23 protein-coding genes are annotated in these 25,050 nt (G+C 70.7%); 7 read left to right on the plus strand and 16 right to left on the minus strand.

All coding sequences use genetic code 11. The features are described from left to right. Window positions 1-28: 28 nt before the first annotated feature. Window positions 29-790: a phosphoglyceromutase gene (locus tag ACFYR3_RS27220; protein ID WP_355841172.1), complete on the minus strand. Its 762-nt coding sequence runs from the start codon at window positions 788-790 to the stop codon at window positions 29-31. A 195-nt stretch (window positions 791-985) separates the two neighbouring features. Here ACFYR3_RS27220 and ACFYR3_RS27225 point away from each other — a divergent pair, with 195 nt between their 5' ends. Next, entirely contained in the window at window positions 986-2,305 is a 1,320-nt protein-coding gene (locus tag ACFYR3_RS27225; protein ID WP_389284906.1) for an MDR family MFS transporter, read from the plus strand. A 111-nt stretch (window positions 2,306-2,416) separates the two neighbouring features. Here the strand turns inward: ACFYR3_RS27225 and ACFYR3_RS27230 are convergent, their stop codons facing one another. Then, window positions 2,417-2,869 carry a DUF2000 domain-containing protein gene (locus ACFYR3_RS27230; RefSeq protein ID WP_355841168.1) on the minus strand — a complete coding sequence of 151 codons (453 nt, stop codon included), beginning with the start codon at window positions 2,867-2,869 and terminating at the stop codon, window positions 2,417-2,419. Between the two features lie 49 nt (window positions 2,870-2,918). Between ACFYR3_RS27230 and ACFYR3_RS27235 the strand changes: the two genes are divergently transcribed. Further along, window positions 2,919-3,710, plus strand: coding sequence for an AraC family transcriptional regulator (locus tag ACFYR3_RS27235; protein WP_389284907.1), 792 nt, complete (start codon window positions 2,919-2,921; stop codon window positions 3,708-3,710). 35 nt (window positions 3,711-3,745) lie between these two features. On the opposite strand, the gene ACFYR3_RS27240 is transcribed toward ACFYR3_RS27235, so the two are convergent. The 3 genes from ACFYR3_RS27240 to mshA all read right to left on the minus strand — a co-directional run bounded on the left by ACFYR3_RS27240 (window position 3,746) and on the right by mshA (window position 7,566). Next, a complete protein-coding gene (locus tag ACFYR3_RS27240) occupies window positions 3,746-5,506 on the minus strand; it encodes a glycosyl hydrolase family 28-related protein (protein WP_389284908.1) in 1,761 nt (586 codons plus the stop codon). A 152-nt stretch (window positions 5,507-5,658) separates the two neighbouring features. Beyond that, window positions 5,659-6,150 carry a YbjN domain-containing protein gene (locus tag ACFYR3_RS27245; RefSeq protein WP_355841162.1) on the minus strand — a complete coding sequence of 164 codons (492 nt, stop codon included), beginning with the start codon at window positions 6,148-6,150 and terminating at the stop codon, window positions 5,659-5,661. Window positions 6,151-6,228: 78 nt separating this feature from the next. Beyond that, the gene (mshA, locus tag ACFYR3_RS27250; protein WP_355841160.1) at window positions 6,229-7,566 is read right to left on the minus strand and encodes a D-inositol-3-phosphate glycosyltransferase; all 1,338 of its coding nucleotides are present in this window, start codon (window positions 7,564-7,566) and stop codon (window positions 6,229-6,231) included. 331 nt (window positions 7,567-7,897) lie between these two features. Between mshA and ACFYR3_RS27255 the strand changes: the two genes are divergently transcribed. The 3 genes from ACFYR3_RS27255 (at window position 7,898) to ACFYR3_RS27265 (ending at window position 11,869) form a co-directional block, all read left to right on the plus strand. Then, complete coding sequence (locus tag ACFYR3_RS27255; protein ID WP_356784697.1) at window positions 7,898-8,683, plus strand: class I SAM-dependent methyltransferase; 786 nt, start codon at window positions 7,898-7,900, stop codon at window positions 8,681-8,683. A 440-nt stretch (window positions 8,684-9,123) separates the two neighbouring features. Continuing rightward, window positions 9,124-10,215, plus strand: coding sequence for an NlpC/P60 family protein (locus tag ACFYR3_RS27260; RefSeq protein WP_355841156.1), 1,092 nt, complete (start codon window positions 9,124-9,126; stop codon window positions 10,213-10,215). Window positions 10,216-10,540: 325 nt separating this feature from the next. Further along, a complete protein-coding gene (locus ACFYR3_RS27265; RefSeq protein WP_355841154.1) occupies window positions 10,541-11,869 on the plus strand; it encodes a SpoIIE family protein phosphatase in 1,329 nt (442 codons plus the stop codon). Between the two features lie 478 nt (window positions 11,870-12,347). Here ACFYR3_RS27265 and ACFYR3_RS27270 read toward each other — a convergent pair whose 3' ends face one another. The 5 genes from ACFYR3_RS27270 to ACFYR3_RS27290 form a co-directional block, all read right to left on the minus strand. After that, window positions 12,348-12,686, minus strand: coding sequence for a DUF2516 family protein (locus tag ACFYR3_RS27270; RefSeq protein WP_355841429.1), 339 nt, complete (start codon window positions 12,684-12,686; stop codon window positions 12,348-12,350). 118 nt (window positions 12,687-12,804) lie between these two features. Beyond that, window positions 12,805-13,392, minus strand: a complete 588-nt coding sequence (locus tag ACFYR3_RS27275) for a hypothetical protein (RefSeq protein WP_355841152.1) — start codon at window positions 13,390-13,392, stop codon at window positions 12,805-12,807. A 56-nt stretch (window positions 13,393-13,448) separates the two neighbouring features. Continuing rightward, entirely contained in the window at window positions 13,449-13,979 is a 531-nt protein-coding gene (locus tag ACFYR3_RS27280) for a helix-turn-helix transcriptional regulator (protein ID WP_355841150.1), read from the minus strand. Between the two features lie 126 nt (window positions 13,980-14,105). Further along, window positions 14,106-14,954 carry an ABC transporter permease gene (locus tag ACFYR3_RS27285; protein WP_389284909.1) on the minus strand — a complete coding sequence of 283 codons (849 nt, stop codon included), beginning with the start codon at window positions 14,952-14,954 and terminating at the stop codon, window positions 14,106-14,108. Then, window positions 14,951-15,967 (minus strand): ATP-binding cassette domain-containing protein, encoded by a 1,017-nt coding sequence (locus ACFYR3_RS27290; protein ID WP_389284910.1) that lies wholly within the window; start codon window positions 15,965-15,967, stop codon window positions 14,951-14,953. The genes ACFYR3_RS27285 and ACFYR3_RS27290 overlap by 4 nt, the downstream gene beginning before the upstream one ends. A gap of 65 nt (window positions 15,968-16,032) precedes the next feature. Here ACFYR3_RS27290 and ACFYR3_RS27295 point away from each other — a divergent pair, with 65 nt between their 5' ends. Beyond that, on the plus strand, window positions 16,033-16,638 hold the full coding sequence (locus ACFYR3_RS27295) for a TetR/AcrR family transcriptional regulator (RefSeq protein WP_355841144.1): 606 nt from the start codon (window positions 16,033-16,035) through the stop codon (window positions 16,636-16,638). 172 nt (window positions 16,639-16,810) lie between these two features. Here the strand turns inward: ACFYR3_RS27295 and ACFYR3_RS27300 are convergent, their stop codons facing one another. Further along, window positions 16,811-17,749: an NAD(P)-dependent oxidoreductase gene (locus tag ACFYR3_RS27300; RefSeq protein ID WP_355841142.1), complete on the minus strand. Its 939-nt coding sequence runs from the start codon at window positions 17,747-17,749 to the stop codon at window positions 16,811-16,813. A 268-nt stretch (window positions 17,750-18,017) separates the two neighbouring features. Between ACFYR3_RS27300 and ACFYR3_RS27305 the strand changes: the two genes are divergently transcribed. Further along, a complete protein-coding gene (locus ACFYR3_RS27305) occupies window positions 18,018-18,689 on the plus strand; it encodes an SDR family NAD(P)-dependent oxidoreductase (protein WP_389284911.1) in 672 nt (223 codons plus the stop codon). Between the two features lie 142 nt (window positions 18,690-18,831). Here ACFYR3_RS27305 and ACFYR3_RS27310 read toward each other — a convergent pair whose 3' ends face one another. The 5 genes from ACFYR3_RS27310 to ACFYR3_RS27330 all read right to left on the minus strand — a co-directional run bounded on the left by ACFYR3_RS27310 (window position 18,832) and on the right by ACFYR3_RS27330 (window position 24,908). Next, complete coding sequence (locus ACFYR3_RS27310; RefSeq protein ID WP_389284912.1) at window positions 18,832-21,090, minus strand: HelD family protein; 2,259 nt, start codon at window positions 21,088-21,090, stop codon at window positions 18,832-18,834. A 60-nt stretch (window positions 21,091-21,150) separates the two neighbouring features. After that, window positions 21,151-21,780: a TetR family transcriptional regulator gene (locus ACFYR3_RS27315; RefSeq protein WP_355841137.1), complete on the minus strand. Its 630-nt coding sequence runs from the start codon at window positions 21,778-21,780 to the stop codon at window positions 21,151-21,153. A 129-nt stretch (window positions 21,781-21,909) separates the two neighbouring features. After that, on the minus strand, window positions 21,910-22,968 hold the full coding sequence (locus ACFYR3_RS27320) for a phosphotransferase (RefSeq protein WP_389284913.1): 1,059 nt from the start codon (window positions 22,966-22,968) through the stop codon (window positions 21,910-21,912). A 321-nt stretch (window positions 22,969-23,289) separates the two neighbouring features. Next, a complete protein-coding gene (locus tag ACFYR3_RS27325; protein WP_355841133.1) occupies window positions 23,290-24,078 on the minus strand; it encodes an HAD family hydrolase in 789 nt (262 codons plus the stop codon). Beyond that, the gene (locus ACFYR3_RS27330) at window positions 24,027-24,908 is read right to left on the minus strand and encodes a winged helix-turn-helix domain-containing protein (protein WP_355841131.1); all 882 of its coding nucleotides are present in this window, start codon (window positions 24,906-24,908) and stop codon (window positions 24,027-24,029) included. The genes ACFYR3_RS27325 and ACFYR3_RS27330 overlap by 52 nt, the downstream gene beginning before the upstream one ends. Window positions 24,909-25,050 lie beyond the last annotated feature (142 nt).

The raw sequence follows: 25,050 nt of genomic DNA on the forward strand, positions 1-25,050 counted from the left end.
GCGCAGGTGGGAGGCATGATCGTGCTTTCTACTTCTTCTTGCCCTGGTTCTTGACCGCCTCGATCGCCGCCGCGGCCGCGTCCGGGTCGAGGTAGGTGCCGCCCGGGTTGAGGGGCTTGAAGTCGGCGTCCAGCTCGTAGGAGAGGGGGATGCCGGTGGGGATGTTCAGGCCCGCGATGTCGGCGTCGGAGATGCCGTCGAGGTGCTTGACCAGGGCGCGCAGCGAGTTGCCGTGCGCCGCGACGAGGACCGTACGACCGGTCAGGAGGTCGGGGACGATGCCGTCGAACCAGTACGGAAGCATGCGGACGACGACGTCCTTGAGGCACTCCGTCTGCGGGCGCAGCTCCGGCGGCAGCGCCGCGTAGCGCGCGTCGTCGAACTGGGAGTACTCGGAGTCGCGGTCGAGCGCCGGCGGCGGGGTGTCGTACGAGCGGCGCCAGAGCATGAACTGCTCCTCGCCGAACTCGGCGAGCGTCTGGGCCTTGTCCTTGCCCTGGAGGGCTCCGTAGTGACGCTCGTTCAGGCGCCAGCTGCGGTGGACCGGGATCCAGTGGCGGTCCGCGGACTCCAGGGCCAGCTGGGCGGTGCGGATCGCGCGCTTCTGGAGCGAGGTGTGGACCACGTCGGGCAGCAGGCCGGCGTCCTTGAGCAGCTCACCGCCGCGGACTGCCTCCTTCTCGCCCTTCTCGTTGAGGTTGACGTCCACCCAACCGGTGAACAGGTTCTTCGCATTCCATTCGCTCTCGCCGTGGCGGAGGAGGATCAGCTTGTACGGTGCGTCGGCCATGGCTCCGAGCGTAATCGAACCCCGCGACCGCTCGCGCCCTAGGCCATCAGTCGGACACGGGAAGCCCCGCCTCGACGCTCCCGCCCCTCTTCACCGTCCTTCAGTTGACGGCATCTGTTAATTGAGTGGCTCTCCGAGGCAGCCCGCTCGTAAGTTGTGCTCACCGCCCGAGCCGCTTACATCCGTGGGGGATCCATGCCAGCCGCCGTCCTGAGACGTGCCGTCCGGGAGACCGTCTCAGGGCTCCCCCGTGAGTTCTGGTGGCTGTGGACCAGCACACTCATCAACCGGCTCGGGGCCTTCGTCGCCACCTTCATGGCGCTGTATCTGACCCTCGACCGCGGCTACTCCGCCTCGTACGCCGGTCTGGTCGCGTCCCTGCACGGCCTCGGCGGCGTCGTCTCCTCGCTCGCCGCCGGAGTGATGACCGACCGGTTCGGCCGGCGGCCCACGCTGCTCGTCGCGCAGGTGTCGACGGCCGGCTCGGTCGCGCTGCTCGGCTTCATGCACGACCCGGTGGCCATCGCCTCGGTCGCCTTCCTGGTCGGCATGGCCAGCAACGCCTCCCGGCCCGCCGTGCAGGCGATGATGGCGGACATCGTCCGGCCCGAGGACCGCGTCCGCGCCTTCTCCCTCAACTACTGGGCCATCAACCTCGGTTTCGCCGTCTCCTCGATCGGCGCCGGCTTCATCGCCGAGTTCAGCTACCTCGCGGGCTTCCTCATCGAGGCCGGCATGACCCTCGTCTGCGCGCTCGTCGTCTTCGCGAAGCTCCCGGAGTCCAGGCCCGTGCAGGTCGCCAAGGAGACGGAACCCGCGGTCGGGCTCGGCACCGTGCTGCGCGACGGACGGTTCATGAGCGTCGTCGGGCTGTCCTTCCTCGTCGCCCTCGTCTTCCAGCAGGGCTCCGTCGGGCTGCCGGTCGCCATGGGCAAGGCAGGCTTCACCCCGGCCGACTTCGGCACGGCGATGGCCGTCAACGGCGTACTCATCGTCGCGCTCCAGATCCCGGTCACCCGTTTCATCGAGCACCGGGACCCTAAGCGGCTGCTCGTGCTCTCGTCGCTGCTCGCCGGGTACGGGTTCGGGCTCACCGCCTTCGCCGGGTCGGTCGGGGTCTTCACCCTCACCGTCTGCGTGTGGACCCTCGCCGAGATCGTCAACGCCCCGACGCAGACCGGTCTCGTCGTCCGCCTCTCCCCCGTCCACGGCCGTGGTCGCTACCAGGGCATGTACACGCTCTCGTGGGCCCTCGCCGCGCTCATCGCCCCGGTGATGTCCGGCGTCGTCATCGACCGCTTCGGCGCGGCCTGGCTCTGGGGCCTGTGCGCGGTGGTCGGCACGGCGGCGGGTCTCGGATACGGGCTGCTCATGCGACGGCTCCCGGCCGAGGAGTCGGCGCAGAAGTCGGTACGGGAGTCGTCCCAGGTCCCGGCCCCTGTGGGCGAGGCCGGCCCCGCCGTGACGGAGATAGCCGCCGCCGCGGCACCCCACGCGGAAGCCACCCCGGCCTAGGGTCACGCCGGCCTGTCTGGGACACGCGGGTGCCCAGGTCACACCGATCTGAGGTCACCCCCGCCCGAGGCCACCCCCGCCCGAGGTCACCCTCGGGGACAAATCCGCACCTCACGGATGCATCCGCGCCCCCTTCACCACCTTGTCCACCGCGTTCCGCGGCCCGTACACCGCGATTCCCACGAGGTCCAGTTCACCGGTCGGCACGGCCCGTACCGCCGCGCGGTTGTCCCGGTCGTTGCCCGTGGTGAACAGGTCCGACGTGAACACCGCCCGCGGCAGCGCCCGGGACAGGGCGCGGCCGTGGGCGGCGGTCAGCGTCTCCTTCGAGGCCTCGAGGACGAGCACCGGCTGCCGGAACATCGGGAGGTAGGAGACCCCGTCGGCATCCTCGTACGGCTCTCCGATCACCTCGGAGACCGCCGTCCCCAGGCCGCTGACGAGGAAGGCGGTCACATTGAGCCGCTGCCAGGGCTCCAGGTCGTCACGCAGGACGACAGTGATCTTGGTGTCGAAACGGACGCGCCCGTCGTCCGAAGGGCTCATGTCGCTCTCGCTGCTCATGCGAGAAGACTGCCGACCGGCGTGCACCGTCGTCTTGTACGTTCTTTGCATGGCCCCCCAGCGCGAGATATCGGCGTGGCGCCCGAGCGTCCCGGGCATCGTCGAGGTCTTCCACGCGCACTACACCGAGTACGAGTACCCGATGCACGTGCACGAGGCCTGGACCCTGCTGATCGTCGACGACGGCGCCGTCCGCTACGACCTCGACCGCCATGAGCACGGCACCCCGCACGACACGGTGTCGCTGCTGCCGCCGCACATCCCGCACAACGGCGCTCCCGCCACCGAGCACGGCTTCCGCAAGCGCGTCCTCTACCTCGACGGCTCGCGCCTGGCCGACGACCTCATCGGCCCCGCGGTGGACGGGCCCGATCTGGCGGATGCCGTACTGCGGCGCCGGGTCGGGCAGTTGCACACGGCGCTCGCGCATCCCGGGGACGAGTTGGAGGCCGACAGCAGGCTGACGCTGATCTCGGACCGGCTGCGCGGCCTGCTGCGCCCCCAATCCGCCGCGGAGCTCTCGCGAGCCGACCGGCCGCTGGCCCACCGCCTGCGCGAGCTCCTGGACGAACGGCTCGTCGAGGGGATCGCCCTCGACGAGGCCGCGCGGCTGGTGCACGCCCACCCCGCGCACCTGGTCCGGGCGTTCAGCGGCGCGTTCGGCATCGCCCCGCACCAGTACCTGATGTCCCGCCGCGTGGACCGCGCCCGCCGCCTGCTGCTCGACGGACGGCCACCGGGGGAGGTGGCCGCCGCGACCGGCTTCTACGACCAGTCACATCTCACCCGCCATTTCCGGCGGTTGGTGGGGGTGACTCCGGGCCGGTACGCACGGTCGTGAGCCGGCGGCGGACCGCTCGGGAGTCATGGCGCGGCCTAGAGGTCGCGCTGGGCCTCGTACAGATTGCGCGGCCGTACGACGTCCGTCGTCCCGTACAGCTCCAGTCGGGAATGCAGGTCCCCGGTGAAGTCGGGTACGTCGATCTGGTCGAACTCGGTGACCTCGTTGACGCCGACGGTGGCGCTGTACGGGGCGAGGCCGTCGATCTTCATCAGGCCCGCCCGGCCGTTGGTGACCCGGATGTTCCAGTGGGTGAAGCGCGCGCCGAACAGGGGTCCGGCGGAGGCGTCGCCGCCGTGCCGGCCGTCGTTGTCGACGGTGATGTCGGTGCGGACGTTCGCGAAGGGCAGTCCGCGGTGGGAGTCGAAGGTGCCCATCCGCATGTCGCCGCGCGACCAGACGTTGTACGAGGACAGGCCCTCGACGTTGATGCCGTGCAGCTGGGTTCCGGCGGGCGCGGGGACGGTGCGCTCCTCGACGGTGAAGTCCTCGATCAGGTTGTCGTGCGAGCCCTCGCGGCAGAAGTACGGGTGGTGCGAGCCGCGTCCGGCGACGGTCGTACGGCGCAGGGTGCAGGCGGAGGCGGCGACGAGACCGAATCCGTTGTCGACGTGGCGGACCGTGACGTCGTCCACCCAGCAGTCGTAGGCGCATTGGACGACGACGCCGTTGTATCCCTTGTCGAGGAGGTGCGGGGACTGCGGTGTCTCCACCGCCTCCAGGGTCAGCCCCTCCACCCCCGAGCCGGTCAGCTCCTCGACGTGCGTGGTCAGCCGCGGGTCCCACTCCGGGCGTACGTCGAGCGGGAGGGGGCGTTCGAGGGTCACCCGGCGCCCGTGCACGCGGGCGATGCGAACGGGCCACTCGTAGGGGACGTACGAGGTCAGTTTGGTCTTGTCGTCCCAGAAGTACGCCTCGGGTCCGGGTCCGCCGCCCGACATGTGCTCCAGGAGGGTGTGGTCGGCGTCGTCGGCCAGACGGAGGAGGACGAGCGTGCCGGGGCGCAGTTTCGAGGCGTCCGCGACGGTGACCGTCCAGGATCCCTGGCGTGCGGGCTCGACGGTCGTGAGGGTCTGCCAGGCGTCGCGTCCATTGCCGGTCCAGCCCTCGAAGGGCCACGCCTTGGCCCTGATGGCGGCGACGAGGGAGTCCCAACGGGCCGTGGGGGCGAGCCAGATGAGGCCGCCGGCCCAGGACCAGGAAGACTTGTCGCCGCCGTAACGGGATCCGTAGACACCGATCAGTTCGGTGAGGTTCTTGGTCGCGTACAGCGTCGTACGGCCGCTGCCGGCGCCCCGGAGGACCACGTTCGAGTGACCGATGTGGATCAGGTCGTCGATGCGGAACGTTCCGGGAGGGATGGTGACCGTGCCACCGCCGGCCCTTCCGGCAGCGGCGATGGCACGGTTGATCGCGGGGGCGCAGTCCGTCGTTCCGTCGGCGGCGACGGCGCCGTGGTCACGGATGTCGGCCACGACGGGGTGGCGGGGGAAGCGCGCCGCCCCGCGGCGCGCTCCGGACCGGCCGACGTACGGGATCTGCGGGTGGGTGAACGGGGAGCGGGTGAACTCGCGCCAGAGCGCCGGGACTTCGCCCGGCCGGGAGAGCGTGCCCGGCGTACCCCCGGATGTCGCGACGGCCGTCCCCCGCACGGGTGACGGCGGCGCCGCCGTGGCTCCGGGCGATGCGGCCGCCGCCGTGGCCGCCGCGCCGGTCACGGCGCCCGCCGCCACTGCCGTTGCGCTGCCGAGCAGGGCCCGTCTGGTGATCCCCGTGTACCGGTTCCTGTCGGTCATGCCCGTCCGCCCTTCCCTGTGGCTCTCATGCGACCTCCGCGCGATTTTTCATGGATGTGAACGACGTTCAGATCTGCGTCGGCGGCGAGCATGCCACGCGGACCCCGGGTGGGGAAGGGGTCACGCAATGCCTAATTACTGGACGGCGAGGGTCAGTTGGTGGGGCGCTGAGTCAGATGCGTGAACGCGTCCAAATTGCGCGTCGACTCGCCGCGGGACACCCGCCAGGCGTACTCCTTGCGGATCGCGGAGGCGAAACCGAGTTCCAGGAGGGTGTTGAAGGAACCGTCGGCCGCTTCGAGGACGGACCCGAGGAGACGGTCCACCTCCTCCGGGGTGACGGCGGTCAGCGGCAGTTTGCCGACCAGGTAGACGTCACCGAGGGAGTCGACCGCGTAGGCGACCCCGTAGAGCTTGAGATTGCGCTCCAGGAGCCAGCGATGGACCGCTTCGTGGTTCTCGTCGGGGTGGCGGATCACGAACGCGTTCAGCGACAGCGAGTGCTTGCCCACGATCAGCGAGACCGTCGTCGAGAGCTTGCGGGTGCCGGGCAGCTTCACGACGTACGAGCCCGCCCCGGGACTCTCCCACTCCAGCTCGGCCTCGGTGAGGACCCGCTCGATGATCGACGCTGCGTCAGCCATGAGCCGAGCGTACGTGACCCGCGGCGGGGGTGACGCGCCGGTCAGGTGTGGTGCAACCACACCTGACCGGGACCGCCGTCAGGCGTGGTGTGCTCGCACCCGGCGTCGGTGGTCCTGCGTCGCCGCCGTGTACACGTCCGCCGTCGCCGCCGCCGCGGTGTCCCAGCCGAAGTGCTCCGCGTGCCGCGCCGCGGCGGCACCCATGCGGGCCACGAGGGTCTCGTCGTCGGCGAATTGACGCAGCACACGCGCGTAGTCGGCGGGATGGTGGCCGGGGACGAGGAAGCCGGTCTCCTGGTGGCGCACGGCCACCGGCAGGCCGCCGACCTCGGCCGCGAGCACCGGCGTACCGGCCGCCTGCGCCTCGATGGCGACCAGCCCGAAGGACTCGTTGTACGAAGGCATGACCAGCACCGAAGCGGCCCGGAACCAGTCCGCGAGCTGGTCCTGCCCGACGGGCGGCCGGAAGCGCACGACATCGGCGATGCCCAGCCGCGCGGCCAGCTTCTGGAGCCCTTCGGGCTTGGCGAGCCCGCTGCCGCTCGGACCGCCCACCACGGGGACGACGATCCTGGCGCGCAGCTCCGGCCGCTCGTCGAGCAGCACGGCGACCGCGCGCAGCAGCACGTCGGGGGCCTTCAGAGGCTGTATGCGGCCCGCGAAGAGAGGGATCAGGGCGTCCTGCGGGAGGCCGAGCCGGGCGCGGGCGGCGGCGCGGCCGTCGGCGGGCCGGAAGCGGTCGAGGTTGACGCCCGGGTGGACGACGGCGACCTTGCCGGCCTCCGCCCCGTAGTGGCGTACGAGCTCGTCGGCCTCCTCCGCGGTGTTCGCGATGAGGCGGTCGGCGGCGCGCACGATCTGGGTCTCGCCGATGACGCGGGCGGCGGGCTCGGGGGTGTCGCCCTCGGCCAGCGCCGCGTTCTTGACCTTGGCCATGGTGTGCATCGCGTGCACCAGGGGCGCGCCCCAGCGCTCTGCGGCCAGCCAGCCGACATGGCCGGAGAGCCAGTAGTGCGAGTGCACGAGGTCGTAGTAGCCGGGGCGGTGACCGGCCCAGGCCTGCATGACGCCATGGGTGAACGCGCACAGCTGGGCCGGGAGGTCTTCCTTGGCGAGGCCTTCGTAGGGACCCGCGTCGACGTGCCGGACGAGGACGCCTGGAGCCAGCTCGACGGTCGGCGGGAGTGCCGCGGTGGTGGCCCGCGTGAAGATCTCGACCTCGATGTTGATCGCGGCGAGCCGCTGGGCGAGTTCGACGATGTATACGTTCATCCCGCCCGCGTCGCCCGTGCCGGGCTGATGCAGGGGCGAGGTGTGCACGGAGAGCATCGCGACGCGACGGGGCCTGCGGTGCAGCCTGAGCCGTGAGGGTGCCGCCGGTGAGCGACGCCCGAGCCTGCTGACGTACTGGCTCACGTGGCGTTCCTCCTCGCTGCGGGCATGCCTTTCGGAGGACGTGTCACGCCCTCCAGGAGGTGGAACGCCGGAGGTGTCCGCTCCATTTCCTCTTTGCCGAATCATTACCGCTTGTCGCTCAACCGTTCGATACCCGTGTGCGTCTGCCTCCCTGCCCGCCGCAATTCCACGAGGGTCGCCACCGGGGTTTTCCACAGCGGGCCGGGGCCGGCCACGGGTTGTCCACAGGGGCGCCCGGTCCCCGCCGGGGCCGCCTACTCTCGTACGCATGACAACCCGCGCGGCGTCCCTCCCCCACTCTCGGCTTCGCTCGAGCGGGGGCACCCCCATCGTGGGTACGGTGACGCGCGGGACGACGAATCCCAACCGCCTGCGCCGCATGGACCGCTGGATCGCGGCGGTGCACGGCGCCGAACTCCGCAGGACGCCGGAGCCGGTGGCGGTCGACCTCGGCTATGGCGCCGCGCCTTGGACCGCGGTCGAACTGCTGACCCGTCTGCGCACCGCCGCACCCCGCACCCACGTCTTCGGCATCGAGATCGAACCGGCCCGGGTCGCCGCCGCCCGCCCGTACGAACGCGAGGGACTCGCCTTCCGGCACGGCGGCTTCGAGGTCCCGGTGCCGGGCCGGCCGCGGCTGATCCGGGCGGCGAACGTACTGCGCCAGTACGACGAGGAGCAGGTCGCCGAGGTCTGGCGGCGGCTCTGCGCGCGGCTCGCACCGGCGGACCACGGCTCCCGGGGCGGACTGCTCGTCGAGGGCACCTGCGACGAGATCGGCCGCCGGCACGTCTGGGTCGCCCTCGGCCCGGAAGGCCCGCGCACGGTCACCTTCGCCACCCGGCTCGGCTCGCTCGACCGCCCGTCCGACCTGGCCGAGCGGCTGCCGAAGGCCCTCATCCACCGCAACGTCCCGGGCGAGCCCGTGCACGCCTTCCTCCGCGACTTCGACCGCGCGTGGGCGGCCGCCGCGCCGTACGCCGCGTACGGCGCGAGGCAGCGCTGGATACGCACGGTCCGCGACCTGACGGCCGACTGGCCGGTCACGGACGGGATCACCCGCTGGCGCCAGGGCGAAGTGACAGTGCGCTGGGAGGCGTTGGCGCCGCGCACCTGACGCGGCGCCGCGCATCCGAGGGCAACGACAGCGGCGGGCGCCGGGGCGGACCGAATCAATCCGGAAGCGCACGAGCCGAACGACCCCGGTACGCCGAACGGACGGGCCCAATGTGACCCGGGCGCGCCGAACCAACCGGACCGATCTGACCCGGGCGCGCCGAACCGACCGGACTCTGGCGTGCCGAACCGGCCTGCCCAAAGGCCGGGAGGCGACCAGCGCGTGACCTGCGGGGAACGATCTCGGTGAGTCGCACGTCACACACTCGGGGGAGTGAGATCGTCATGCCGAAGCAGGCCTGGGGGAAGGGAGTTCCTGGCCGCCTTGCACGCGGGGGGAAGGGAGTTCTTGCCCGGCTCTGTCGCATTGCGCGCCGACATGGCACGATCCCCCAGGCGTTCCGTATGTTACTGACGGTAAATCAGCTTGGGGGCAGACTAATGGGATCCGGCAAGCGGAGCCTGACCACGGCGGCCATGGCCCTGGCCTGCGCATGTGCCTGCGTGGTACTGGCGTCACCAGGGACGGCCTACGCGAGCCCGGCACCGAAACCGGCGCCCACCAGAACCCCCACGGCGACCCCGACTCCTGTGAGCAACAAGGACCTTGAAGCGGTCCGCAAGAAGCTCGACAAGCTGTACCACGACGCGGCGGTCGCCACGGACGCGTACAACGCCGCCGAGGAGAAGGCCGAGAAGCAGTCCGCGGAGATCGTCGGTCTGGCCCAGGAGATCGTCAAGGGCCAGGCGAAGCTGGACGAGTTGAAGGACCGCGCGGGTGCCGCGGCCCGTGCGCAGTACCGGGGCGGCGGGCTGCCGCCCGAGGCGCGGCTGTGGCTGAGCGACGACCCGCAGGAGTTCCTCGACGGCGCGGGACGGGTGCGGCAGGGCGAGCACGCCACCAAGGGGCTGCTCGACGAGATGGCGCGCACCCAGCAGGACTTGCAGCTGTACGCGAAGGACGCCTCCGCGCAGTGGCGGAAGCTGGAGGCCGACCGCAGGACCAGGGCCGAGGCCAAGAAGAAGATCAAGCAGCGGATCTCCGAAGCCGAGAAGCTGGAGTCGCGGCTGGAGAAGAAGGAGAAGGAGCGGCTGGCGAAGCTGGAGGAGGAGGCCGCGTACCAGGCGCAGTCGACCTGGCTGAGCTCCGGTGTCCTCGCGGACATCAAGAGCGACGCGTCCGAGCAGGGCAGGAAGGCCGTGAAGTTCGCGACCGACCAGATCGGCAAGCCGTACGAATGGGGCGCCGAGGGTCCGAAGACGTTCGACTGCTCGGGGCTCACCTCACAGGCCTGGGCGGCCGCCGGTCACCCCATCCCCCGCACCTCGCAGGAACAGTGGAAGCAGCTCAAGCACGTCGACATCAAGGACATGCGCCCCGGCGACCTGATCATCTACTTCGACGACGCCAGCCATGTCGGGATGTACATAGGGGACGGCGCGATCGTGCACGCCCCGCGCCCCGGACGCACGGTGACGATCACAGGGGCGGGTTCGATGCGGATCCTGGGCGTCGTACGGCCGGACGCATAAGGCGCCGCGCAATACGCCGCACCGGGTGCCCAACACCGCGAACCACGGAAGGCGTCACGCGTCACGGGACACGCGTGACGCACCGCACGTGACGTACCGCACGGTTGCCCCGCCCTCGCAACCCCGGGGACGTGACCTTCGTCATCCCTGTCGGAACCGCGTCCTGTCCAAATGCGTTACGGGATGCGGCATATGACGGTGGCCCTTTGCCGGGCACCGCGCCGTTCGCCATTCCGTTGCGGCACCGGCGGGCGCTATGGTCCCCGTCGGTGGGTCGAGGTCCTTCGCCCACCACGCCCTCGGGGGGAGGGAAGGAACCCAGACGATGCCCGTACCCGTACCGCGGCAGAGAGCCATCCCGGCCGTGGAAAGTGGTCAGGCTCAAGCCGTGTTCTCACCCGGCGGCCCAACCGGAGACACCACCGGCGGCCCCGCCGGGACAGCACCGGAAGCCCGCACCACGACCCCGATCACCGGCACCACCAACCTGACTCTCCTGGTCATCGAAGACGACCCGGCGGGTTCACTCGGCGTGCCCGAAGCGCTCGACGCGGCAGGCAAGCCGATCAGGATCCGTACCGCCCGCAACCTCACCGAGGCCGAGCGGCTGCTCACCGACGACGTCCACTGCATCCTGCTCGACCTCGCGCTGCCCGCGCCGGGCCGGGCGGCGGACAGCGCCGACGAGCTGGCGACGCTCAAGCACGTACTGCGGCTCGCGCCCGGCCACGCCGTTCTCGCGCTCACCGCGTCCGGTGACGCCGAGCGCGGCTCCGAGGCGGTGCGCGTCGGCGCCCAGGACTACCTCTTCCGCGACGAGCTGGACAGCCGACTGCTGAGCCGCGCGATCCGCTACGCGGTGGAGAGGAAACGTTCCGACAAGGCCGAGCGGCGACTCACCGAGTCCAAGCTGCGCGCCCAGGAGAACGCCCGTCTGGAGCGCGGTCTGCTGCCGACCCCGCTGCTGGAGGGCTCCCCGCTGCGCTTCGCCGCGCGCTACCGTCCGGGCCGCTCCCGCGCGCTGCTCGGCGGCGACTTCTACGACACCGTGCGCACGGCCGACGGCACGGTGCACGCGATGATCGGCGACGTCTGCGGGCACGGGCCCGACGAGGCGGCGCTCGGTGTGGAACTGCGCATCGCCTGGCGCGCGCTGACGTTCGCGGGCCTGTGCGGCGACGAACTCCTGTCCACGCTGCAGCAGGTGCTGGAGCACGAGCGCGAGAACGACGAAATCTTCGCGACGCTGTGCACCGTGGACATCGCGCCGGACGGCCGCCGTGCCGGGCTCTGCCTCGCCGGTCACCCGTCGCCGCTGATCGCCCGTCCGGGCCGCGCCGCCGAACTGCTGCCCTACGAGAACAACGGCCCCGCGCTCGGTCTGCTCCCGAACGCCCGCTGGCCGCGCATGCAGGTGGAACTGGGTGCCGCGTGGAGCCTGATGCTCTACACCGACGGTCTGATCGAGGGCCACACCGGCGTGGGCAACGAACGCCTGGGCCTGGACGGCATGGTGGAGATGGTCCGCCGCCAGCTCGCCCAGGGACTACAGGGCGAGGAGCTGCTGCGCGCGGCGGTGAACGAGGCGCGCGAACTCAACGGCGGGGAACTGGCGGACGACGTGGCGGTACTGCTCCTGGACAGGACGCCGTAACGTCCGACTCCGCCGTCGCGGGGTTCGTTCCCCTGCGGGGTTCGCTCTCCTGCGCCGTTCGCCCCGTGCGGGGTCCGTCGCGTGCGGGGTCCGTCGCGTGCGGGGTCCGTCGCGTGCGGGGTTCGCCACCGTGCGGGGTCCGCTCGCGTGCGGGGTTCACTCCCCTGCGCGGTGCGCCCCCTGCGGGTCTGCTCGCGTGCGGGTCTGCTCGCGTGCGGGTCTGCTCGCGTGCGGGTCCGGTGGATGGGGCGGGGCCGTGCGGTACATCCCAGTCCGTCGCCGCGGGATCAGACGTGGGCTACCTGCGCGAACTGTCGCTCGATCCGAACGTGAGCGACGGACATTCGGGACGCACCGGCACGGCCTCTCCGCTGCGCGGACGGCCGCGGGTGATTCGTGGCTTGGGGGGGCGGGCCGCCGTTTCTCAGGCGGCGTGCCATGTCCTGCAAGCCGGTGTGTCTCGGGCGATCGGGGTGGCTTACCGGCCGCCGTTGTAGGGGCCGTAAGGGCCGTCGCTGCTGCTTCCGCCGCTGCGACCCCGGCCGCCGCCGGAGACCTGGCGCAGCGCGGGGCGGACGTCGACGAAGAAGACGATCGTGGCGATCAGGCCCGCGAGCTGCAGGAAGAGCATCGGCACCAGCAGGTTCACGGCCACGGTGATGCCGAGGATGATCAGCCAGAACATCTTGTTCTGCTTGTCGGCGGCACGGTAGGCGTCCTCGCGGGCGACCGCGGCCAACACCAGCGCCACCACGGCGAGCACGAGCATGGCTGTGAAGATCAGCCACATCAGACCGCCGAATGCCGTCATCAGCACAATGCCCACCGCCCTGTTCGAGTCGTCTCTACGGCCACCGTACCCGGAGAACGGGCCGGGAACTCAGAGAGTGCCCCGGCCCGTCAGCGTAAGGCGGAGTTGTGCTGCCGCCGCTCGCCTACTTCGCGGGCGGAGTCGTCTTCTTGGCGACCGGCTTGCGCACCGGGGCCTTCTTCGCGGGGTTCTTCCTGGAGGAAGCGTCCTCGGCGTCGGCCGCGGGCTTCTCCTCTTCCTTGACCTCGACCGGCTCGGCCTTCGGCTCGACGGCGATGGCGAAGTCCTCGATCTCCTCGGCGGCCTCGCCGCGCCAGGTCCGTACGGTCTGCTCGCCGTGCTCGGCGACCTTCTCGTACGTCTCCCGGGCCTTGACGGCGTATTCGGCGGCGACGCCGACACCACGCAGGGCGAAGTCCTGCGCGGACTCACCGAGCTTCTTCAGGTCGGTGTCGAGGGTGCTGAGGATCTCCGTCACCTTGGCCTGAAGGGTCTCCTGCGCCTCCTTGGCGCGGGCGGTGGCCTTCTCCTGGACGGCGTTGGGGTCGATCTTCTTCACGGTGTCGATGCGCGCCGGGGCCTCGGCGCGGATCTGCTCCACGATGCCGGGGACCTTCTTCGCCTGCTGAACGGCCAGGTCGGCGGTGCCGGCGAGGAAGTACAGCGGGGTCGGGTCCGTGGCGGCCTTGCGGATGTCGTCGGTGATGGCCATGACGATGGTCCTCCCGTAATCGCTTTCAGCTGAGGGTTTTGGTGATCCGCATGCGGTCAACTCGCGGTCTGCTGCGGATCGGCATCGCTGCCGTCGGCCGTGCGGGGGCCTCGGACGGCGGTGTCCGGTGAAGGCTGGGCGTCCGGTATGTCCTGAGCCTCGGGTGCGTCGGCGCCGCGGACTTCGCCGGTGCCGGGCACCTCGATGCCGTGAGCGGTCCCGTCCGCCGGCGCGATCTCGAATCCGTTCTCCTTGCGGAAGGACTCGTAGATCTGGAGCAGCACCTGCTTCTGCCGCTCGTTCAGCGTGGGATCGGCGAGGATGACTGCACGCGTCTCCACCTCGTCCCGGTCCCGCTCGGCGTCGAGAATGCCGGCCCGCACATACAGCGTCTCGGCGGAGATCCGCAGCGCCTTGGCGACCTGCTGGAGCACCTCCGCGCTCGGCTTGCGCAGCCCGCGCTCGATCTGGCTCAGATACGGATTGGACACCCCGGCGGCGTCGGCGAGCTGCCGCAGCGACAGCTGCGCGGTGCGCCGCTGTTCCCGCAGATACTCACCAAGGTTGCCGACGTTGAGCGATGCCATGACTCCACCTTGCCGCACCATCGCTAACTATTGCAAGCACCTGCTTGCAAAAGTGTGTCACGCCACTTGTCGTACGACACCGTCGGATCCTCGTTGGATCACCCCTCAGCCCTGCCTGCTGTCGCCTCAGCCCTGCCTGCTGTAGAGGCGGAGCGTGATCGGGGTGCAGACGAGGGTGATGACGGTGGTCGCGGTGAGGGACCAGGCGATCGCCGCGCCGGTGCCGCCGGTGTCGTTCATCAGGTCCCGGGCCGCCGTCGCGACGTGGGTGAGCGGGTTGACGTCGACGAAGGCCTGGAGCCAGCCGGGCATGCTGCCGGGCTGGACGAAGATGTTGCTGGCGAACGAGATCGGGATCAGCACGGCGTTGGCGATGCCGATGACGACTGCCGGGTCGTGGACGACCAGGGCGACCGCGGCCCACAGCAGGGACAGCGAGAGTCCGAAGGTGACGACCAGGGCGACCGCGGCGAGCACGCCGAGCGCGCCGCCGTCGGGGCGGTAGCCCATGACCAGGCCGAGGACCAGCACGATGGCGGAGGCGAACAGATAGCGGGCGGCATCGCTGATCAGGCCGCCGAGCACGAAGGCGCCGCGCCAGACAGGCAGGCCGCGGAAGCGGTCGAAGGCTCCGCTCCGCACGTCCTGGGCGAGACGGGCACCGCCGTACATGGTGACGACGGCGATGCTCATGCTGAGCACGCCGGGCAGCAGGATCCTGAGATAGTCGCCGGTCGAACCGCTGATGGCGCCGCCGAACAGGTAGGTGAACAGCACGGTGAACAGGATGGGAATGGCGGCCGAGTCCACGAGCTGCTTGGGATCGTGCTTGATCTTGAGCATGGCGCGCAGGCCGAAGGTGGCCGAGGCGGCCAGTGCTCCGGCACGGCTGCGTGAGCGTCCCGCGGCGAGCAGGACGTCGATCGGGTCGGCCTCCGCCCCGGCCGGGCGCGCGGAGGCGGCAGGAGTACTCACGCGCTCAGCTCCTCGTGGTCGATGACGGCCGGACCGGCCCGATGGCCGGTCAGGGCGAGAAATGCCTCGTCCAGGCTGTGCTGACCGAGGGAGAGATCGGAGATGCCGACCCCGGCGTCGGCGAGTCGGGTCATGGCGTGCCCGACCAGCCGGCCCACGTCCGTCGCGTCAGGCCGGGTGGTGAGCAGCATCGACAGGGCGAGCGGGTCGGCGCCGAGCTGGACCGTCCCCTCCAGGACGCCGGCCAGGATCCGCAGCGCTTGCGGACGCTGCTCGCCGTCGAGGAGCCGCAGGTGCAGGGTGCCCGCGCCGACCCGGGACTTGAGCTGGGCGCTGGTGCCTTCGGCCACGATCCGGCCGTTGTCGATGACCGCGATCCGCTCGGCGAGCCGGTCGGCCTCCTCCAGGTACTGGGTGGTGAGCAGCACCGTGGTACCGGCGGCGACGATCCGGCGGACCAGCTCCCACACCTGGTTGCGGCTGCGCGGGTCGAGACCGGTGGTCGGCTCGTCGAGGAACAGCAGGTCGGGGGTCACGATCAGACTGGCGCCGATGTCGAGCCGGCGGCGCATGCCGCCCGAGTAGCCGCTCACCGGCCGGGCCGCCGACCGGGTCAGGTCGAACGCGGCGAGCAGCTCGTCGGCGCGCCGTCTGCCGGCGGCTCGGGACAGGCCGTGCAGCCGGCTGAGGATCAGCAGGTTCTCGTACCCGGTCAGGTCCTCGTCGAGGGAGGCGAACTGGCCGGTCACCGCCACCCGGGCGCGGATCGCGTCCGCGTCGGTCAGCACGTCGTGGCCCAGGACGCGGGCGGTGCCGCCGTCCGGCCGCGTCAGCGTGGCCAGGATGCGGATCGTGGTGGTCTTGCCCGCCCCGTTGGGGCCGAGGAATCCGAACACCTGACCGCGCGGGATCGTGAGGTCGATCCCGTCCAGCGCCCGGTTCTCTCCGTAGGCCTTGACCAGACCGTGTGCCTCGACAGCCGGATGATCCCCACCCGAACTTTTCTTTGACATGCTGTAAGAGTTAGCTATCTCTTACAGTTCGTCAAGGTTATGGCCGAACGCCTACCATTCTTGGAATGGTCGACTCGCACGACACCGCCACGCCGCCACGCCGCCGCCGGTCCGACGCCCGGCGCAGCATCGACGCCATCCTGGACGCGGCCCGGGTCGTGCTCGGCGAGCGGCCCGACGCGAGCGTGGAGGAGATCGCCGCCACCGCCGGCATCACTCGCCAGACGGTCTACGCGCACTTCCCCTCCCGCGATGCCCTGGTCACCGCCCTCGTCGAGGTCGCGGCCGCCGAGTACACCGCCCTGCTCGACGACGCGGGCCTCGACACGGCCCCGCCCGCCGACGCGCTGGCCCAGTTCCTCGGTGCCGGCTGGCGGTTCATCGGCCGCTATCCCGTGGTGCTGAACGCCGCCGCGGCCCGGCTCCCGCGACCGGACCCCGACCCCCACGACGTCGTGCCCCCACGGCTCGAACGGCTCATCCAGCGAGGTCAGCACGCGGGCGACTTCGACCCGTCACTCCCCGCGGACTGGCTCGCCGCCGCCGTCCTCGGGCTCCAGCACACCGCCGCGGCGCAGGTCGCCACCGGGCGCCTCACCACCCATGAGGCCGAGCTGCTGTGTTTGGAAAGCACACTTCGCCTCTGCGGCGGGAAGACGCGCCGCCCGTAGAGCTCTGCCTTCCGGGGGACCTCCGCGCGGTCGGTCCGCGGCAGCGCGGGACCACCTCGGTCAGCGCGGCAGCGCCGAACCACCCGGCAGGCCTGCGACGCCGCCGCCCGGCATCACGTCCATCACGAAGACCCCTGCCCCCCTTCAAGTACCCGCGGTGGTGCGGCCCAGGTCAGGCCAGCGCTTCCGCGAAGCCCTGGCGCCACGACGGATGGCGGGGCAGCCAGCCGAGGTCCCGCTTGGCCTTGGCGTTGGAGAAACCGCGCCCCTCGGTCATCATCACCACCGCCTGGTCCCCGGCCAGCAGTCGCGCCAGCCACACGGGAATCCGCACCGGCCGTTTCGCTCCCGCGCACGAGGCCAGGTGGGGCAGCCACTCGGAGGCCGGGGCCGGATCGTCGTCGACGATGTTGAACACGCCCGTCGCCTTCTGCTCCACAGCCAGGACGGTGGCACTCGCCGCGTCGTCGAGATGGATCCACGAACTGTGCCCGGTGGCCCGCCCGACCAGCGGGAACTGCCGCTTGCGCACCAGCTTGACCTGGTCGTCGGTGGCGCCGGGACCGTAGAACGCGCCGTAGCGCAGGACCGCTCCGCCCGCCTTGAGCGCCACTTCCTCGACATGGCGCATCGCCAGCATGCCCCCGTGCGCCGCCGTACCCTCCATCAGATCCAGCGGGTCCTCCTCCGTCTTCACCCAGCCGCCCTCGCGGATACCGTTCCAACTGGCGTAGCCCTGCGCGACGAAATGGGGGACGCCGGTCGCCTCCGCCGCGGCCAGCAGATGGTCCGTCCCCTCGGTGCGCAGCCGGTTGGTGGTGGCGAACCAGCGGTCCGGGTGCTTGATGTCGGGTTTGCCCGCGTGGGCCATGGAGATCGCGGTCATCTGGTGGACGATCGTGTCCGGCCGGGCGCCCGCCACCGCCTCGCCGACCGACACAGCGTCCAGCCCGTCCATCACGACGCCGTCGGCGCCGAGCCGCTGCAGCAGTCCCAGTTTGGTCGCACTCGTCGTCGTCGCCGTCACCTGGTGACCACGGGCCACGAGCTGCGGCACCAGCCGCTGCCCCAGAACCCCGGTCCCGCCCGCCACGAACACCCGCATGACCATCACCTTCCCGATTCCAACCGATTCGGCCGACCCCGCCCGATCCCGCCGGATGCCACCCTGAGGCAACGACCGGCTCTCACCCCATGGACGAACCGGACCGGGGCATTTGTGACATGCGGACGGCACGCCGGGGTCACCGGCGTGGGAGGGCACGCGGACCCGGCCGCGTACGCTCCGAGGCGGACCGCCTCACGAGCGGGCTCGAAGACCGTCCGACGCCTGAGGAAGAGCAGTTGATCCCACTCCTGGACTCCGCCGGAGCGACCCCGTGATCGCGCTCGTCACCGGCGCCAACCGCGGTATCGGCCATGAGACCGTCCGCCGGCTGGCCTCCGACGGCCACACCGTGTACCTGACGGCCCGGTCCGCGGAGGCCGCCGCCGACGCGGCCGAGGCCATCGGACTGCCCGGTGTCCGCCCGCTCCGCCTCGACGTCACCTCCGAGGCGGACATCGCAGCGGCGGCCCGGGACATCGACACCCTCGACGTACTGATCAACAACGCGGCGATCACGTACGACACCTGGCAGCGCGCCACGACCGCCGACCTGGATGTCGTACGTGCGGCGGCCGAGACCAATCTGTACGGGCCCTGGCGGCTGACCCAGGCGCTGCTCCCGCTGCTGCGCGCGAGTCGGCACCCGCGGATCGTGAACGTCTCCAGCGAGGTCGCGTCTCTCACGGGCATGGGCGGCGCGACCCCGGCGTACTCGGCGTCGAAGGTCGCTCTCAACGCCCTGACCAGGATGTTCGCCGCCGAACTGCGGTCCGACGGGATTCTGGTGAACGCCGTCTGTCCGGGCTGGGTCGCCACCGACATGGGCGGGCCCGGCGGCCGGCCCGTCGAGGAGGGCGCCGCGAGCGTCGTCTGGGCGGCCACCCTCGCGGACAACGGCCCCACCGGCGGCTTCTTCCGCGACGGCCGGCCACTGCCCTGGTGAACCGGCGGAATCACGAGAGCAGGGGCCACAGAGGCAGGGGCCACAGAGGCAGGCCTCACCCGGGCGGGATCAGAAGGCAGGCCTCATCTGGGCGGGATCACCGGAGCAGGGGCCGCCGCGGCAGGGGTCACCAGGGCAACGGTCACCAGGGCAGCGGGCGCGCGTGGATCACGTCCAGGCGCGACACCGCCCGGGTCAGCACCACGTAGAGCCGGTGCAGCCCGCGCGCCTCGGCCTCCGCTATCGCGGCCGGTTCCACGGCCACGACATGGTCGTACTCCAGTCCCTTGGCCAGGCCCGCGGGCAACACCGCGACCCTGGCGCCCAGTTCGTCGACGCCGGCCGCACTGATCCCCGCGGCGCCGAGCGCCTCCCGCACCCCGGCGACGTCCGCGTCGGCGGTGATGACCCCGATGGACCCCTCGTACGCGAGCGCCTCCCGCACGGCCGCGACGGTCTCGGCCCACGGTTCGGAGGTCGGCCGGATCCTCAACTCGCCGTCTCTGCGCAGGGATCGAGCCGGCGGAACGCCCACCCCGAGGCGGTCCAGCACCCGGTTGGCGAGTTCGACGATGACCTCGGGCACCCGGAACCCGATCGTCAGGGGGACGACGGCGGCGTCCGGTTTGCCGAGATGGACGAGGAGTTCGTCCCATTCCCGCGCGGCCCAGGGATTCGTGCCCTGCGCGAGATCCCCGAGCACGGTCAGCGACCCGAAGGAGGCCCGCCGCGCGATGGCCCGGCACTCCATCGGCGACAGATCCTGCGCCTCGTCGATCACCAAGTGGCCGTATCCCTCGGGGTGTTCGATGAGCCCGGCGATCTCGTCGAGGAGAACGAGATCGGCGGCCGACCACCGTGCCGACTTCCACGAACGCGGCGGCTTCGCCCACAGGATCGCCTTCTGCTCGTCGGCGTCGAGGATCCCGTCGGCCGCCCACTCCAACGCCCCGGCGTCGGTGAGGAGTTGAGTGAGCAGCTCCGCCGGGCGCACCCGGGGCCACACCGCGTCGACGTACTCGCCGACCGGCCGGGCCCGCGAGATCCGCTGCGCCCAGACGTTCGTCTGCGGCCCGGCCCGCCACTCGGCCCGTTCCCGCACATACCGCACGACCCGCGTCCGCACCCGCTCGCGCCCGACGGCGTACGGCGGTTCCTCGGCACGTACGTCGTCCACGATGCGGCGCAGTACGGCGACGGGGACGCGCCAGCGGTATGTGCCGTCCGGCACGGCGAGGGCGTCGGCCGGTACCCCGATGTTCCCGTACAGCGCGCGGCGCAGCACCTCGGCCATCCGGGCGTCGTGCTTGACGACCGCGGCACGTTCGTCGTCCTCGCCGGTCACCGGGTGGGCGGCGATCTCCTCCCCGATCGTCGACTGGCGTACGCCGGTCTCCCCGAGGGCGGGCAGGACCTCCGCGATATACGACAGGAACGTGCGGTTGGGGCCGAGGATCAGCAGGCCGCCGCGGCGGATGCGCTGCGGATGCGTGTAGAGGAGGTAGGCGGCCCGGTGCAGGCCGACGGCCGTCTTGCCGGTGCCCGGGGCGCCCTGTACGCAGACCGAGGCCGCGAGATCACCTCGTACGAGATCGTCCTGTTCGGGCTGGATGGTGGCGGCGATGTCCCGCATGGGACCGACGCGGGGGCGCTCGATCTCCCCAGTCAGGATCGAACTGCCACGACCGGCCCCGCTCCCGACCGTCCCGGCCCCGACGATCCCGCTCGCGGCAGTCCGGCCGCCGACACGCTCGCGCCCGCCCTCCTCGCCCTCGCCCCGCCTCTCGCCCTCGCTCCCGCCCTCGCAGGGGGCGAGCCACGGGGCGCCCTCACGCTCGACGCCCACGCCACCGGCATCACCGACCCCCATCGGCTCCGCCGCGATCCGGTCCGCCCCGATGGGTTCGTCCTCCAGTCCTGTGAGGTCGGCGGAGTCGCCGCGGCTGCCGGGGGCCCAGCCGAAGCGGCGGCGGACGGCGACGCCTTGGGGGGCGCGGGCGCTCGCCTGGTAGAAGGCCCGCGAGACGGGGGCGCGCCAGTCGACGACGAGCGGCGGGGCGGCGGGGTGTTCCCTGATCCGCAGCCGCCCGATGTGATAGCTCTGCCCGGCATGGTCGCCGGCCGCCGCGCCCGCGTCCTGGAAGTCCAACCGGCCGAAGAACAAAGGCCCTTGGGGCAGCTCCCGCAGCTCCTTCGCCTGACTGCGGAGCTGGTATCCGAGCACTTCGGCGTCGGCGCCGGAGGCGGATACGTCCTCACCGGTGACGACCTGCTCCTCGGCACCGTCGACCATCGCGGCGAGGGCGGCGCGGCAGGTGTCGTGAAAGGCTCGTTCACGGGAGAGGGAGCGGGCGAGCGGCAGGTCCGGGGCATGCCGTCGGACGGGGTCGGGTGGCGTCATTCCACCCAGAGTACCGGAATAACGCAACTGAGTAATATTCTTTACCCGGTCACGTCTCGTTCAGGTGAGCCCGGGGAACCCCGCCGCGAGCTGCGCGAAGGCCCGCTCGGCCGCCACCGCGGCGTCCGAACGCACGTCCTCCACCCGCTCCCCCTCCGCGATCCGCCGCAGGTTCTCCTCGGCGAGGATGCGGCGCACGGCCGTGATCTGCCCGGCGGCGAGCCGCGCGTCGAGCCCGGCGCCCAGCGGTTCGGCGAGGGCTTCGGCGAGCGCGGCCTCGGACCGCTCCAGGTAGCCGTACATCCGCGCCACCAGCGACGGCGTCCCGTAGAGCAGCCGGTGGAAGGCGAGGATGCCGGGATGTTCGTTGAGCCCGGTGACGGGGTCCTCGCGGCGCAGCCCGTCCAGGAAGTGCTCGCGGAGCGCGTCGATCGCGGACCGCCCGGCCGCCCGGCCTTCCTCGACGACCCGCGCGGCCTCCGTCTCGTGGTCGGCGAAGCGGTGCAGGACGAGGTCCTCCTTGGCCGGGAAGTACCGGAAGAGCGTCGGCTTGGAGATCTCGGCGGCGGCCGCGACCTCGGCGACGGACACGGCGTCGAACCCCTTCTCCAGGAAGAGGCCGATGGCGGTGTCGGAGACGGCCTGGTACATCCGTTGCTTCTTGCGTTCGCGCAGTCCGGTGTCACTCATGGTCACGAGCCTACGCACCGATCGGGACCCCGCCCCGACACGGAATCCCGCGCACGCGGCTCTCTCCCACCCCCTCCCGCCCTGTCCCGCCGTGCCCCACCGTGCCCCACCGTCGGCGCGCGGCGCGCGTCACGGCAGACGCTTGCTACCGATCGGGTCATAGCGCTTGTAGTACCACTTTTCGAGCGAGGCGGTGACGTCCTCCACGGTCGGCACCTCGATCTCCAGCGGTTTGGTCGCGGCGCTCAGCACCTTCTGGATCTTGCCGCCCACGTGTACGAGGAGACGCTCGTCGACCCTCGGCTCCTCGACCAGCGACAGGGCCGTCCGGATGACGTCGGTGAAGACGGACTGGGCACGCTTGTAGGCGAGCAGCTTGGGCAGGTCCTTCTCCCATCCGGCCGAACTGCCCGGAGCGGCACTCTCGACGGCCGCACACCACTGCTCGGTCATCAGCTCTTCCTGATCCTTCGGATACCGCATCAGGTAGAGGTGGGTGGCCAGGTCGTAGAGCGGGTCGCCGAACATCGCCAGCTCCCAGTCGATCGTCCAGAGCCGCCGCTCGGCATCGACCACGAAATTCTCGCGGTGGAGATCGGCGTGCAGCAGGCAGAAGGGTCGCCCGGTCAGTCCCGAGACATGCTTTCGGAGATTCGCGAAGGAGGCCTCGCCCAGTCCGAGCGCCTCGAACACTCCCTCGAAGTCGGCCCGATTCTCCTGGTACACCTGCTTTTCGGTGAACAGGATGAGCCGCTCCAAAAAGCCCGCGGTGTCGCCCTCGGCCGCCCGGTCCGCGGATTTGCACGTCCGTTCCGCGGTGAGAGAATCGGGCCTGACACGGGCCAACTGCCCGAAGAGGGAAACGATTTGCCCGAAGAGGGACGGAGAGATCTCGCTGCCGGATCCGTACAGCGCGCCCAGGGTCTGTCCCTCGATGAACCGCTGGAGACCGGCAGGACCCGCCTGAATGAGGTCGGGGATGCCCTCGATCCGTCCCACCAGAGCGCGGAGCAACTGCTCCTCGGAGGCGAAACAGCGCCGGTCGAACCACAGCAGTCCGGGACGCGGCTCCCGGCACTTCCAGCGGACCGGCTCGGCCCCCGCGGCCCCACCCGGCAGGGGGAAGACATACGTCTCATGGTGGTAGCCCTGGAGTGGCCCTTCGACCGCTCCCGCGTCGCCACTCACCTCAACGGCTCGCTGCCGAGCCAAGGAAGCCGATTCGGGTGACATTGACCGTTCTCTCGGGTGACCGCAACCAATGAGAAAAGAGGGGAGAACGGTACTCCCCGGCCCCTCGTGAATGGGCATAATCCCAGAAGACCTGCTGCCCATCGCCCTGATCCGCTACGTGAACACATGGCCGCCGGCTCCCGCGAAGCAGCTACTGAGCAGCGACTACAGCTCACCTCGGCCGCCGCGCGGACTCCCTTGCGGTTCACACTGTCGGGGGTACCCCCGTTCACGGCGAACACCGTCATCACGCGGCACGAAGACGAGGAACGCGTCTCAGAGCTGACCCCACAGCACCTGCAGCACCGTCCGCAGCGACGCCACCACGTGCTCGGCTCCGGCGTCCCGCAGCAGCTTCTCCTTGCGCTCGTTGCACGCGTAGCCGAGGAACGGAACCCCGGCCCGCTCGGCCGCGTACAGGTCCGAGGGGGCATCGCCGATCATGAGCGCCTTCGACGGATCCGCCCCGAGGGCGTTCAGCGCCCGATTGAGGCAGTGCGGGTCGGGCTTGAGGTGATGCAGGTCCTGGGTGCGGCCGTAGATGTTGGGCGTGAAGCATTCGCCCAGACCGCGAGTGTCCAGATAACGGGCCGCCGTGTGCGGGGAGTTGTTGGTGGTGATGGCCAGCCGGGCGCCGACGGCGCTCCAGGTCCGTATCACCGCGTCGGCGTACTCGGTGGGCCAGGCTTTGGCCACCGCCTTGAGCTCCTGCTGGGTGAGCCGTGCCTCCAGCTCGGCCACCAGGTCACTGTGCGGACGCCGCCGGTTGACCGCGTGCAGAACCTCCATCGGGTCGGGGTGTACGCGTTCCTCAGAGGTCAGCAGCCCGCGCATCCCCTGTCGTTCGAGCCACTCGACCAGATCCCTGGCCACCGTCTCCGCCGAGTGCCCCGCGAACAGCCGGCAGACCGGCCCGTCGAAGTCGAAGAGCACGAAGCGCGCTTGGGTGATCGTGTCCCGCAGGTTCTCCGTCTGTGTCGCCACCGCATCAGTCTGCGTCGTATCAGAAGTCACTAGGAGAGTCTGAGGTCCGTGGTGATGGTTTCCCAGAGGGCGTTGAACCACTGCTGGGATTCGTCCACGAACGCGTTGTCCCGCCCGCCCGCCCGCTTCTCGAACGAGAAGAGCAGGGACGCGGAGCCGAGGGTGTCGTACATGTCCAGGACTCCGCTGTCCACGGTCTCCTCACGCCTGGTGATCATGTAGTACGCCATCAGCGCCTCCGATCCGTTGAGCAGGTACAGCTTCACCGGTGGTGTGAACGGGAGCGCCCGGAAGGTCACATGGACGTCGATGCCGTGGGAGGAGCGCAGGGACTGGAGGTTGTGGCGCAGGACGTGTCCCTGGGCGTTGCGCTGCCTGAGCCAGCGCTCGTGGACCGGGTCGTCCTCGCCGGGGTCGTCGACGGAGATCGGGAAGGCCAGGTTGATCTCCCTGCTGGGCAGCAGGATCCGGACGTCGATGCGCTCCGGGTGGATCCTGCCGTCGTGGATCTGGCGGACCGGCTCACTGAGCGCCATCATCAGCGTCTCCGCGGTGAGGCAGGCCGCGTCGATCCGCACATGGGGCACGGAGAACGCCTCGGCGAGACGGGGGGCGAGGCCCACCATCGTCGGCTGCGGTCCGTTCCGGGTGGGAGCGACCTCCGCGATCCGTGGCGGACTGCCCTTGCTGACGTTGCTGAGCAGGCCGCCCTCCTGGAGCTCGCGCAGGGCCAGCCGGACCGTGCCGCGCTCGACGCCGAACTCGTCGGCCAGTTCCGCCTGAGTGGGCAGACGGTCGCCGGCCTTCAGCTCGCCGGTGCGGATGCGCTCCCGCAGGACGTCGGCGATCTGCTGGGGCGAAAGCCTTCTGCTGCTGTCACTCACCACAACGTTCTCCTGAGTCACGACCAAACGGTACAACTCTCTCCCATCTATGGGGAGTTGCTTGAAAGTTGTTTATGGATCCTTACCAAGTGGGGACAACATAGTCAGAGTTGGTTACCAACTTGGCCAAGATGGCGGAAGTTTTGCCTCCCCCTCGCCCATCCGTGGC

The organism is Streptomyces sp. NPDC005784 (assembly GCF_042871525.1).
Lineage (GTDB): Bacteria > Actinomycetota > Actinomycetes > Streptomycetales > Streptomycetaceae > Streptomyces.